The sequence below is a fragment of the Porphyromonas endodontalis ATCC 35406 genome (assembly GCF_000174815.1).
Taxonomy (GTDB): Bacteria; Bacteroidota; Bacteroidia; order Bacteroidales; family Porphyromonadaceae; genus Porphyromonas; species Porphyromonas endodontalis.
Window position 1 is genome coordinate 37,293 of record NZ_ACNN01000016.1, and the last position, 12,905, is coordinate 50,197.

Below are 12,905 nucleotides of genomic sequence, written 5' to 3' on the forward strand. Positions count from 1 at the left end.
ACAAAGACAATTGACACACGGCTCTAACTTTTGTTGAGATATCAAATACTACCCCTCGCTCTCGAGAGGTAGCATATACTATTACTTAGGAAGATTGCTTGCCCAGTCGTCGTTTTGCTGCGTCATAAAACCGGCATTGATTTCACTAGCAGGGATGGGGAATACTGAGTTGTAAGGCTTAAAGTTTGCCTTACCTGCAATCGTTGCAGTAGCCTCGGTACGACGGAGGTCATAGAGACGATTTCCCTCTGTAAATAGCTCGCGTATACGCTCTTCTGCAATGAACTTGAGAAGGTCTTCTTTAGCAGAAGGCAGATCAGCCACTGCCGTGATGGCAGGGTTACGCTTCGCTGTATAGAGGAGAGCGGTCTGTGCTTCTGCCACATTACCAAGCTGGGCAGCCGCCTCAGCCTTGATGAGATACACCTCAGATAGGCGGATAACATGGATGTTGCTCACAGCCTTAGCAGTAGGAGTCCCTTCATATTTGAGGGTTCTTGATTCCTTTGTATCAAACAACTTAGCACGGTAGTCTCCCGCTGCAAATAAGGGTTCTATGAAAGTGAGATCAATCGTTCCTTTATAACTACCATAGAGTGTATTGAGGGAATTGGCACTAAGGTTGTCGTTGTCACTCTTTACAATGGTAAAGACATCTTCAGGAGCTGCAGCTACCGTCTGCCACATAGCAAGATAATCTTTCTCTTTCGGATCCACCTTCTTATAGGCTTCACTAGTAACCACGGCATCGGCTGCGGCCAAAGCCCCGGTATAGTCTCTCATATAGAGACGTACCTTTGCCTCAATGGCCTTGAGGTTGATCGGATTGATAAAGAAGGGGCTAGTCTCCTTATTATCGTAGGTATATGCCTTATTGATAAGCTCTAGAATATACTTATATGTATCCTCTAGGGTAGAACGCTCCACCTTTTGCTCCGGCTTTATAATCTCATCTTTTACAAGGACAAGACCCAAACCGGGAGCATGCTCAGCACTATAAGCCTTGCAGAAGATATTAGAAAGGTAGAAGTAGGTGGCAGCTTTGAGCCCGTAAAATTGCTGGAGGCAATTGGTAAGAGTCTGCTTTTCTTTATCAGAAGAGACCTTAGCCATCACATGATTGGCACCTTCTATCCCTCGGGTACAAGCTACAATAATCACATATCCGGATTGCCACATTACCTCAAGCTCCCCTGAGTTTTCGTCAAACGTCCACCCGGACATGTTAAGGAAGTGTCCTGTGGAAGCACTTGCATTGGCAATATCGCCGCAGAAATCTCCTGTGGCTACATAGTTACGCCCCATAAAGCGATACCCACCAAACTGCTCCATAGCTCCATGGAGTGCATTGGTTACATCTTGCACTGTTTCCATGGGTTTATCACCATCGGTATTGTGCGTAAGGGGTACATCCATATTGCAAGCTGTAAACAAGAGAGCTGCGATAACCCCTATAAATGAAACAAATATCTTTTTCATAATGATCTGTCTATTATATTATGAATACTCCATTAGAAGCCAAGAGAAACACCGGCTGTAAAGCGAACAGGTACAGGGTAATTCCACCAAGCAATACCATCAGGACCTACACTGGCAGGGTCAAAACCACGATAGTTTTTAGCTGTGATAGTAAGGAGATTTTCGCCACTTGCAAACACTCGGAGAGAGCTGAGACCTATTGCCTTGAATGACTTGCTACGGAAAGTATAACCAAGCATAATATTTTGGAGCTTGAGGTAGCTACCATCCATCAAGAAGCGAGTAGAGCTCTTATTCCAAGAGATCTTAGTATCGTCTACCAACATGGGAACTAAAGCATTGTCCCCGGGCTTCCTCCAACGATTGTCGGCCACATATTGGGTATAGTTGTTACCGAAACCATTCCCAACCTGTTCGTCATAACGAAGGTGATTACCATAGATCTTTCCACCCAAAGAACAACCAAGCTGGAATGAAACATCGAAGTTCTTGTATCGGAAGTCTGTCTTGAAACCGCCTTGGAAGTCGGGGCTTGCCTTTCCTACCTCACGCTCTTTCGCTTCGTTGTAATCAGTTGTGACCTCTTTACCTTCTTTGCCCTTGTACCAAGTGCCAACCCCTGTTTGAGGATCAACCCCTGCCCATTCTTTGAGGTAGAAAGTATAGATATCGTTGCCAACTTTACGGATCTGAGAACCTTCGATGATAGGATTATCATTGCTCAACTTGGTGAGGGTATTCTTGTTGTGCGACCCATTGAGTGTAAAGGTGAGTTGTGTATCTTTTGTTTTGATAGCATCAACAGCCACAGTAAACTCAATCCCCTTATTGTTGAGAGATCCAATGTTTTTGTAATAAGCAACTCCTGAATAGTAGGTGGGTAGCCCTACAGTCCCTGAGATAGGCACCTCGAAGACCATGTCTTTGGTATCGTGGTTATAGAAGTCGAAACCAATACTCAAGAGATCAAATAGACGGGTATCAAACCCTACGTTAAACTTCCCTGTTTGCTCCCATTTGAGGTCTGGATTGGCAAACTGAAGGAAAAGGCTACCGGGACGATTGTTGTAAGAGTAGCCAAAGTCGTAGAGCGAACGTCCTGCATACCACCCTGAGCCAACAGCCTGGTTACCCGATGTACCGTAACTAATACGGAGGGTTAGATCGTTGAGCCAATCTTCGGTATCTGCCATAAATGCCTCGTTGCTCATGCGCCACTTAGCACCGAGAGCCCAAAAAGGAGCCCAACGATTCTTTTTGTGGAAGCGAGAGGAAGCATCATAGCGGAAGCTAGCCGAGAGATAGTAACGGCTCGCATAGTTGTACTCCGCATTGCTAAGGAAGCTGAGCAGACGAAGCTCATCAGAATACTGACTTGCATCTGAGGGAACAGAGGCAAGAACAATATCAGTAAGTGTTTCCGAAGAATAGTTCTTTGCTGCAAGATACGAACTCTTATTATAAGTGCGCTGCCCCTCTTGACCAATTAGGGCGTTGAGGTGATGCTCACCCCAGCTCTTATTGATATTGAACGTATTGGTGATAGTGGTATAGAAATTGAGGTAGTGCCCATTTTCTCCCATACCTCCCATATCACGACCTTGAGGTTGCAAGAAAGACCAGTAACCGAAGTCGTCTAGATAGTAAGCATCAAGACCAAAACGAGAGGTAAAGCTGAGCCAATCGTTGAACTTAAGCGTAGCATAGGGAGAGAAAAGCACACGATATTGTGTCCCCATATTCTTATCCCCATATTTACTACGTTGAGCAACCGGGTTGTATCCATTGACGGTATTGAAATTCCAATTACCCTTCTCGTCTTTGACAGGGCTCATCGGGCTTTGCATAAAAGCCTGTGTGATGGGATCTGAGAAGTAACCTCCACCAGCACCCATATTGGTGGTTGTCTTTGAGAAAGAGGTGTTCAAACCATACGCAAAGAACTCAAAAGGAGCTTGGTCCAAGTTGAGACGAAGAGCATAACGCTCAAGGTCTTTGCCTCGTACAATACCCTTATCATTCATATAATCGAACGAAACAAAGTAACGAGGCGAGCGAGGTGTATCACCGCCACCACTTAGGTCGAGATTATAACTCTGCTGGAATCCCGAGCGAGTTACCTCTTTAACCCAGTCGGTACCTGCACCGGCTATATTAGGGATATCCGTATACCACTCGAGGAATTTGGCAGCTCCTTCAGCATCCGGAGTAAGTCCGAGAGAAAATTTATTGTTGTAAATATCAAAGACAGAATTGAGCCCTAGAGAGCTATACTTATGGGTATTAAGAATCCCCTCTGTCACAAGTTCTTTGTAAGTAGCCGCATCTACGGGACGATAACCATTGATCGTACGGGGCATCATACTAGAACCCATGCGAACCGAGAAGTTCATCTTGAATCCGGCACGACCGCGTTTGGTTGTAATTACAATCACACCATTAGCAGCACGAGCTCCATAAATAGAAGTAGCCGTAGCATCCTTTAGCACGGTGATAGACTGGATATCGTCTGAATTCAAGGTAGAAAGAGGAGAAACCTGCACCCCTTCTCTAGTACGGGTACCCATCACACCCGTCTCTAGAGGCACCCCGTCAATTACGTACAGCGGCTGCGTACCCGAATTAAGAGAGTTACGCCCACGAACGAAGATAGTGGTAGGAGCTCCAGGCTGACCGCTGGCTTGGCTCATCTGGAGACCGGGCACATTACCATTAAGAGCGTTAATCGGATTAGCATCAAACTTAGCCTTTACCGTTTCAGCACCCACAGAACTTGCAGCTCCGGTGAACGCCTTCTTACTCGTGGTAGTGTAACCTGTAACAACAACCTCCTCCATTACCTTGGAGTCCGAAGCAAGTACAATTTTGAGATCACCGCCTGTAATGGTAACCTCTTCCGTCTTCATCCCCATAAAACTAACCAAGAGAGTTTTTGCAGACGAAGGCACTTCTAAGCGAAATTTCCCATCGAAGTCGGTAGTAGTACCCTTGGTCATGTCCGTTTTAAGCACAACGGCAGCCCCAATCACGGGAGAGCCATCTTCGGCAGACGTGACCGTACCTCTGACGACTCTTGTCTGAGCCATCGCTAAACCCACTGAAACAAGCAGTGTAGTCAGCAGCAATACAAATTTTTTCATACTCTTACTATTTAAGTTAGATTCTATCTATTACCTTCTTAGTGGGGGAGAATACTAAAGGGCGCTTCCCTCTAGTTGTGTTCTTTTACAAGTTGCAAGATCAACTTCACATTGCCTCTTTGAAAGATTTTAGAAGAAAAACCAGCTATAATGTTGCTCTACACCTTCATTAAAATCATTTCGCAATACAAATATACACTATTCGAGGATATATGCAACACACAAGAGCATTATTTTTTAATGAAGGGAGGCTAAATTGCAAGACTCATTTTACAAATACTACCAAAAGAAGGAGAGAACTCAACAATTAAAAGAAAAAGCAGAGACGAAGATTGGGTAAAACAGAACAGAAATAGGAAGAAGTAACAGACAGAAAAAGAAATAAAAATAAGACCATAAAACAGATAAATATGCAGGATGAAAAATAATCTGATATAAGAATAATAACAATACGGACATTATCAACCACAATTACAAAGGAACATTATCACAAGAAAGAAGGAGCGACCTTAGTAGTAACAAAAATAAAGATACAGAAGGAAAAGGTAAGAAGGAGTCCCTATCCAAAAGAGAGCAAAAGCGCAGAGAATCTTCTCGAGGAAAAGAGGATAAGGATACAAAGACTCTAAAGAAAAGGGGAAAGATTTCAAGTAAAAAAAATCCTCAGAGCCCCACCTTGAGCAGAAAGAGAAGCTATTCTTTGTGGGAGATAAGGGACAAAACTCCCTCACCATAGGTAGAAAACTCCCCGTAAAAACAGCGAAGCTATAGAAAAGAGAAACTTTCTCCTCTCAGCCATACCCGCCGCTCTACAAGCACACTTACCCTAGACCTACATAGAAACAAGAAGCCTTTCTCTTTCTGGTATTGGGTTCGTGTAAATAACCCTTCCCCCTCTACTCCTTCCTCCCTTTAGCCAAGAAAAGAATTATAACCACCCTATAGTCTTTTCCAAACCACCCAATACTCGGCACAAACCTAGGCAAGAAAGCAACCATAACCACCCAACAGACACGGTAGAAGCACCCTACTCTCAACACCATAGCAAGCAGGGAAGCGAGCGAAACCTTACAACAACCACATCCCTATCACCCTATGCTCGAAACACCCCCAAACGAAAGAAAGGGATTGCAACCACCCTGTGGCCACAACCCCTGATGAGTAAAACCTTAATCTTGTAGAGCGTTATTCTCTATAAAGGATAGGTTATCAAAGAGATTTCTCTAACTTATCAAGTTCTGCAATATTCTGCTCAGCAGGCTTACATCCTTGCTTCAATGCTTTTTCGAAATGGGCACGAGCCTTCTTATAGTCTCCCATCTGCGAGTAAGCAATCCCGAGGTTATTATCTGCTTCGGGAGTATCACCAGCCTTACGAAGATGGCTAATAGCCTTTTCATACTGCCCACTTTCAAGAAGAGCTGACCCTGTATTAAGATTTGCAACAGGATCATTGGGGAAGAGAGCTACAGCGGTCTCAAACACATCAATAAACTCTTTGCTACCCTTCTCATAGGTGTTAGCCACATGGAAGAGCTCTTCAAGACTAAGCTGACCCGGCTTAGTGCGATATACCTGGAGAGCCTCCTCAAGCGTAAAGCCCTTCACTACATAGCTCACACTATATACGTTACGACGGAGTGGCGGATAGAGTTCTCTGAGCAGTTTAGCAAGGGTAGCTCCTCCATCAAGAGCAGAGATAGCAGCCTCACGCTTGACATCGGTATCGTACTTATCAATGATGTCAATAATCTGTCTCTTATTAGTAAAAGAACTTGCTTCTACAGCCTTGCGAAGTCCATCCCAGTCCTCACCATGCCAATTGATCTTCACACGATTAGGAGCTATGTTATAGGTGTCCTTCAAATAATTGGCAAAAGAATAAGCACGATTCTTAGAGAGGATAATATTGCTTTGGAAGTTACCTTCTGGAGAAGCATATCCATCAATAGCAAAATCACTTACACTGAGGTTCTTATCATCAATAAATGATTTGATAAAGTCATCTACACGCTTAAACTCGGCAGCATTGTTGCCAAAATCTCTAAGAAGCTCATAACGACCTTGCTTGTAGTTGAAGCGAGCTTCTTGTTTATCAGCACGATGCTTAACAGCTTCTACAGCAGGCTTTACGTAAAGATTTTGGTATTGTGGCTTATAAGGGTCTTCATAAATCCGAGCAAAGATATAGGGAGCCGCACCTGCATTGGGACAGCTAGCACAACCCAAAATCTGTTCAGAAATCCCGAAGTTAGCTTCACGCATCCAGTCTTCGAAGGGTACCTCCTGAGTGTAGTGCACAGAAGACTGCCCCTTGAGATCTTTGAGCTTGTAAAGCTGGGCAGGGGGCATAAAAAGTTTACTAGTATTACCTAAAGCAATCTTACGACGCGTTGTAAGATACTTGTTATTGCCCGCAAGCATAAGACCGGGGAGAAGCATCGGTTCCTCCTTATTGGTACCGAGAAGCTGAGGTGAAACAAAGAGCATCTCTGTAGACTTGATGTCCGTGAGAGTATTAATATCAAGGTCAAAATCAATCTTTACAGCCTTTGTTTTCCCCTGATGATCCTTCACACGAACAATCTTGAGGTTCTGATAGCGATGAGAAAGATTGTCTTGAGCACGCCCCACTTGTATACCAAGGAACAAGAGAGGAAGGATGAGAAATAGTTTATTTAGTTTCATTATCGTTACTTTATCTATAGGGTTATGGTAAATAAATAAGGACTTCCCACAAGGAGAATTTAGTCGAAAAGATACACCAATGAGAGGGTTGCTTTCGTAATCCCAAGGTAATTGGTTTGTCCTTCACCGCACTTTGGTCCGCACTTTTCTTTACTAAACTTCTCATACCACAAGTGGTTGTAACCACCACCAATACTGGCCTCCAAGTTCCAACGATTACCCAAAATCCATTGATAGCCAACACTAACCCCTCCTCCAAGGAACCAGCCCTGATAGCGGAAATCGGGGAGGTTTGCCATCACATTTTCTTTCCACGTATAAGCGAGAGGAGGGAGCTTAAGACCTCCGACATTAAATTGCCCCCCCATGGCGTGCAGTCCAAAGAAAAGCCCATCAAACTTCTCGCAAGTCCAAAAGCGCAACTCAGGTTGAGCCAACCAATGATGCCATTTGGTATTGTCTTTCGTGAGGCTGAAGTTATTGAAAGCCCCATACAAATCTAAAGTAGTACGGCTACTGAGACCTATCTCAAGAGCGAGGTTAGGGGTAACTGTTGCGAGATGCAGCAAGTTGGTTTTTAGGGCAACCTTCTGTGCAGAAAGAGCACAAGGCACAAGCAACGCAACAAGAGAAATAATAATTCTTTTCTTCATATGTTTTTATGCAAAATCAAATTCACAACCAGTAACGAGACAACCCCTCGAAGCACCCACTCGCACGCTTTACGGGTACATTTACCTCTAGGTAACCTCATCTTAGGTGCAAAGGTAGGATTTTTTTCCGTACAAACAATACTATGGACGGATTCTATCATCTCCCTCTACAACCCAAAAGGAGGATGAAATAGTTTCGGGAATTTATAAGTCTCTCTCAAGGGCTCAATATTGTGGTGGAGAGTTTTTTCATCTCTAAGTCGTGGGGAAAAACTCTGCATGCCCCTATCCGAAGATGAGGCACGCAGAAAGAGTATTCTAGGGTTCTTCACGGCTCCCCTGTTACAAAGGGGGCGCCGAAGGAAGGGTTCTGTAGAAGAAAGAAGGGGGATCCTTCCTTTCTTAGATGGACGCCTCTACATTCCAGACGAAAGCTCGAAGCCCTTGTAGCGGTTGGCTTTCATCGAGGGCGTGTAGTTCTTCCAGAATGGTGGGTACAACCGCACCCGGACAAGCTACCAACAAGGCTCCATTGAGCGTAGGCCAAGCATGGGAACCTTGGTGAGGTTCTCCTCCACGAGAGCCCACTCCTCGGATTTCGTCCCATTGGGTATAGCCTCGAAGATTGTGTCGCTCCAGAAGTCGTATGACAAGCCCATGCAGAGCTTGGTTGAAGCTGATGAAAATAATCTTATCGGGATTCATAGGCTCACGAGTTAGCTTTGTTCTTTAGTTCTTTGTACAAACGACGACGATCTCTTTTTATTTCTCGTCCTGTAAATGAAGCGTATATAGTGGGGATAAGTACGAGGGTTACAAAGGTAGAGATGGTGAGCCCGAAAGCCACGGTTACCCCCATGGGTTGCCACATCTCGCTACCTTCGCCAATACCAATAGCCATCGGTACCATACCAAGTACGGTAGTGAGCGTTGTCATCAGTACGGGACGCAAACGAGAGCGACCTGCAATCAAAATAGACCGGCACACACTGTGCCCACGCTCTCTACCAAGGCGGGTGTAGTCGATAAGCACAATCCCGTTTTTCACCACGATACCCACCAACATAATTGCACCGATAAAGGCGATCAAACTAAGGGATACCCCAGTGAGTACCAAGCCGAGTATTACCCCCGTAAAGGCAAAAGGCACAGAGAACATAATAACAAAGGGATCGAGAAAACTCTCAAACTGAGCCGCCATTACGATGTACACTAGGATAAGAATCAAGACAAGCAATACCGTAAGATCTGTAAACGACTCTTGTTGCTGCTCGTAGCTCCCGGCAAGCTTGTAGGTTATACCCTGAGGGAGATCTATGCTATTCATTACCTCATTGGCATCCTTTACCAACTCAGAGAGTGCAACACCACTTGCAGCTACCGTAGAGAGTGTGATTACACGTTCGCGGTCTTTACGTTTAATCGTAGGCGGTGTATAGTACTCGCGGAACGTACCCAAATCGCCCAAACGTACGGACTGCCCAGAGGGTGTGGCTACGAGTATATTCTTGAGATCTTCGAGAGAGCGTCTGTGCTCGGGAGCTAGGCGAACTCGTATCTCATATTCATTCCCATCTTCTCTAAAGTGAGAGGCAAGACTACCCGTTACGCTGCTTGATATATAACCGGCAGCCGTAGCCATGGAGAGTCCATGCTCGGCTAGTTTTCTACGGTCGAACTCCATGTAGTACTCGGGCATATCCTCGTTGCGGTCATTGTTGACCTCGGAGCAAGAGGATTTTTTGAGAAGGGCTTCAGTCACTTGCTGTGCTGCCTTATTAGACTTTTCAAAGTCGTACCCATACAATTCTACCGAGACTGCTGTCTGTCCTCCAAAGTTACCTCCGCCACCTCCCGGAGTGACCACATAAGATTTAAGACCAGGATAATTATCAAGGTCGGCACGCATCATATCGGCAAGTTCGTAGATAGAACGCTTACGATCTCCTGCGTCCAAAAAGCCAATGTTGTAACGGATGATATTATTTCCACTCCCCATGAACGTAGCAAAAGTATTGCTAGCATCGGCTTGCCCCACGGTAAAGTTACAATTGGTCATCTCGGGATACTTTTCTTTCCAAATTCGGGAGATATCAAGCCCCACCTCACGAGCGATATTGACATTCGTCCCCACAGGGAGGTCTATACGTACCGTGGCAGCATTACTATCACTTTTGGGCATAAAGTCGGTATTGATGAAGGAACCAAGAGCAATACTACCTACAAAAATAGCTATCGCAACGAGTACAGTGAGGGTGCGATGAGCCAGAGTGAGACGGAGCAACCTTACATAGTGGTCTTCTATCTTCCCTAATAGTTTCTCCATCCTTACAACCAAGAAGTTAGGTTTCTGCTTGCTGGTATCTCGTCTACGGAGCCAATGGGCGCAAAGTGTTGGCGTAAGCAATACCGCACAAATGGTGGAGACGATCATAATAATACTTACAATCCAACCCAATTGGCGGAACATGATCCCAGTCACCCCTCCTACCATCGTAAGAGGCAAGAAGACGGCAAGCATGGTGAGGGTAGAGGCAAATACGGATATTGCCACCTCGTTGGTAGCATGTACGGCTGCCTGTTTGGGGTAACTCCCCCTCTCTATATGGGTCGTAATATTCTCCAATACCACGATAGCGTCGTCCACCACCATACCAATAGCAATGGAGAGCGAACTCATTGAGATAATATTGAGCGTATTCCCCGTAAGCATAAGGTAGATAAACGAACCTACCAGGGAGATAGGGATGGTAAGAATGATGATAATGGTGGCACGCCAACGCCCAAGGAAGAGGAAGACAACCAGCATAACCACAGCAAAGGTGATAAGGATGGTTTCTCCCAAACTTGAGATGGTATTGACAATTGATCGAGAGGTATTGACGACTGAGAATATCTCGACGTCGCTAGGGAGCGTCTCTTGGATCTTAGGCAATGCTTCTGCCACTTTACGGGAGATCTCTACGGAGTTAGCCCCACTCTGTTTGTTTACAATAATGGCAGCGCTTCGCTCTCCATTGAGGTAAGCCTCCTGCATTTGCTCGGCAACGGTGTCCTCTACACGAGCCACATCTCGCAGGTAGACATTCTGCCCCATACGGCTTAGTACGACAATATTCTCGAGGTCGCGCGGCTCTGCAAATTCGCCCTGTACGCGGATTGAATTGGTCGCATTCCCTATACTGATTTGCCCTGCCGGTACATTGCTATTCTCGGCACGAATAATCGCACTGATCTGCTGGATAGTAAGCCCATAAGCCTCCAAGGCGGAGGGATCGCAGTAAACTTGTATCTGACGTTTTATGGTACCCGAGGAAGAAACACTCCCTACACCATCAATACGCCCAAGCACGTTCAGTACCTTATCCTCTAGGATCTTGTCCAGCCCCGGAGTACTCTCCCGAGCTGTGGCCACCAAGATCTGTACGGGGATATCGTCTACTCCGAACTTAAAGAGCATAGGATCGTGCGCCCCATCAGGCAAAGTTTCGCTCAAAAGACCGAGTTTGTCGCGAATGTCGTTGGTGGCACTCTCCATGTCCGTACCCTCATTAAACTCAACGGTTATCATAGAAACATTCTCACGACTCTCACTCGTAATATGCTTCTGATTGGCAATACCATTGAGGACATTTTCGATAGGTTCGGTAACGTTTGCCTCCACATCTTGTGGTCCTGCGCCAGGGTAGGAGGTCAAGACAATAATGTTGTTGGTCTCGATCTTTGGATAGAGGTCGATAGGCAACTTCTGCAAAGAGAATATACCTAAGATAGCCAATGCCACGAACACAAGTATCGTGGTGATCGGCTTCTTTACGGCAGCACTATATATACTCATAGCTACTCTATTTGGGTTTAATAAGAGGATGTTATTTGGATGAAGCTTTCTTCACCACTTTTACCTGCTCGCCATTGCGCACTATTTGCGCCCCCTCGGTAATCACCGTAGTGCCGGGAGTCAAACCGGAAATAATTTCGTATTGATCTTCTACTTGACGGCCGACCTTTACTATAGTACGCGCTGCCTTGCCATTCTCCAACATGTAGACGTAGTATTCCCCACTACCAGGCGTTTTCACAACAGCTCTATCCGATACCATTACAGCGGTAACTTGCCCAAAATCTATCTCTACATTGGCATACATCCCAGGACGCAGCTTCTGATCCTTATTGGGTATTTCTACCTCAACGTCGAAGGTATGAGTCTGAGCATTGAGCGTAGGATGGATGAGGGCGATCTTGCCTTCAAAAACTTCGTCTGTACCCAAAGCATCTACGTGCACTCGTGCCGGCATCCCCTTCTTTACTTGGGTATAATATCGTTCGGAGACGTTGATCAGGAGTTTTACCGGCGATATCTGCTCCACAACAAATATGGGAAGAGAGGGAGAACACATGTCCCCCGTATCGTAATTACGCTTTGTAACCACTCCGGAGATCGGGCTTCGTAGATAGGTATTCTCTTGCAAATTGCGGTGCGCAGTCTCGGCTACAGCGAGGGCACTTTTGCGGGCATCCCACTGAGCTTTGCTCACGCCTCCTACCTTGTATAACTCATCGGTACGAGAGTAGGCTAGCTTAGCATCGGCAAGTTGTACCTCTGCCTGCGAAAGCTGACTATTGTCCATCACAGCCAAAATCTGCCCACGACTTACCTGCTGCCCCACTTCGGCTTTGATTTGGCGGATACGTCCTCCCGTTTGTGGGACAATCTCGTTCGTTGCCTTAGCTTGCACAGAAGCCGTAAAGCTACCAATGTTATCTATCGAACCTTGTTGCACAATGGCCGTTTCCACAGCTACCTGTGCACTATCCTGGTTGTCCTTTTTGGACTTTGAGTTCTTGGAACAAGAGGGAGCAACCAAAAGCATAGCTCCCAAAGAGAGAAGTGCGCACTTTGCACGGAAAGATGAGATCGGATTCATACTAGTTATATCGAAAAAAG

Annotated in this window: 7 protein-coding genes; all 7 read right to left on the minus strand. The window is 45.7% G+C overall.

Features of this window, described 5'->3' with window-relative positions:
- Nucleotides 1-81 precede the first annotated feature (81 nt).
- On the minus strand, nt 82-1,479 hold the full coding sequence (locus POREN0001_RS03690) for a RagB/SusD family nutrient uptake outer membrane protein (RefSeq protein WP_004333264.1): 1,398 nt from the start codon (nt 1,477-1,479) through the stop codon (nt 82-84).
- Between the two features lie 32 nt (nt 1,480-1,511).
- Nucleotides 1,512-4,619 (minus strand): SusC/RagA family TonB-linked outer membrane protein, encoded by a 3,108-nt coding sequence (locus tag POREN0001_RS03695; RefSeq protein WP_040580593.1) that lies wholly within the window; start codon nt 4,617-4,619, stop codon nt 1,512-1,514.
- Nucleotides 4,620-5,828: 1,209 nt separating this feature from the next.
- Complete coding sequence (locus POREN0001_RS03705; RefSeq protein WP_004333159.1) at nt 5,829-7,307, minus strand: tetratricopeptide repeat protein; 1,479 nt, start codon at nt 7,305-7,307, stop codon at nt 5,829-5,831.
- Between the two features lie 59 nt (nt 7,308-7,366).
- On the minus strand, nt 7,367-7,960 hold the full coding sequence (locus POREN0001_RS03710; RefSeq protein WP_004333187.1) for a DUF3575 domain-containing protein: 594 nt from the start codon (nt 7,958-7,960) through the stop codon (nt 7,367-7,369).
- 402 nt (nt 7,961-8,362) lie between these two features.
- Nucleotides 8,363-8,665 (minus strand): PG0541 family transporter-associated protein, encoded by a 303-nt coding sequence (locus POREN0001_RS03720; RefSeq protein ID WP_004333200.1) that lies wholly within the window; start codon nt 8,663-8,665, stop codon nt 8,363-8,365.
- Between the two features lie 4 nt (nt 8,666-8,669).
- Nucleotides 8,670-11,798, minus strand: a complete 3,129-nt coding sequence (locus POREN0001_RS03725; protein ID WP_004333259.1) for an efflux RND transporter permease subunit — start codon at nt 11,796-11,798, stop codon at nt 8,670-8,672.
- A 31-nt stretch (nt 11,799-11,829) separates the two neighbouring features.
- Nucleotides 11,830-12,885 carry an efflux RND transporter periplasmic adaptor subunit gene (locus POREN0001_RS03730; RefSeq protein ID WP_004333324.1) on the minus strand — a complete coding sequence of 352 codons (1,056 nt, stop codon included), beginning with the start codon at nt 12,883-12,885 and terminating at the stop codon, nt 11,830-11,832.
- Nucleotides 12,886-12,905 lie beyond the last annotated feature (20 nt).

Bases quoted from the DNA above. Each gene is read 5' to 3' on its own strand.
- POREN0001_RS03705 (WP_004333159.1), bottom strand. From the start codon at position 7,307: ATGAAACTAAATAAACTATTTCTCATCCTTCCTCTCTTGTTCCTTGGT.
- POREN0001_RS03690 (WP_004333264.1), bottom strand. From the start codon at position 1,479: ATGAAAAAGATATTTGTTTCATTTATAGGGGTTATCGCAGCTCTCTTG.
- POREN0001_RS03720 (WP_004333200.1), bottom strand. From the start codon at position 8,665: ATGAATCCCGATAAGATTATTTTCATCAGCTTCAACCAAGCTCTGCAT.
- POREN0001_RS03730 (WP_004333324.1), bottom strand. From the start codon at position 12,885: ATGAATCCGATCTCATCTTTCCGTGCAAAGTGCGCACTTCTCTCTTTG.
- POREN0001_RS03710 (WP_004333187.1), bottom strand. From the start codon at position 7,960: ATGAAGAAAAGAATTATTATTTCTCTTGTTGCGTTGCTTGTGCCTTGT.
- POREN0001_RS03695 (WP_040580593.1), bottom strand. From the start codon at position 4,619: ATGAAAAAATTTGTATTGCTGCTGACTACACTGCTTGTTTCAGTGGGT.
- POREN0001_RS03725 (WP_004333259.1), bottom strand. From the start codon at position 11,798: ATGAGTATATATAGTGCTGCCGTAAAGAAGCCGATCACCACGATACTT.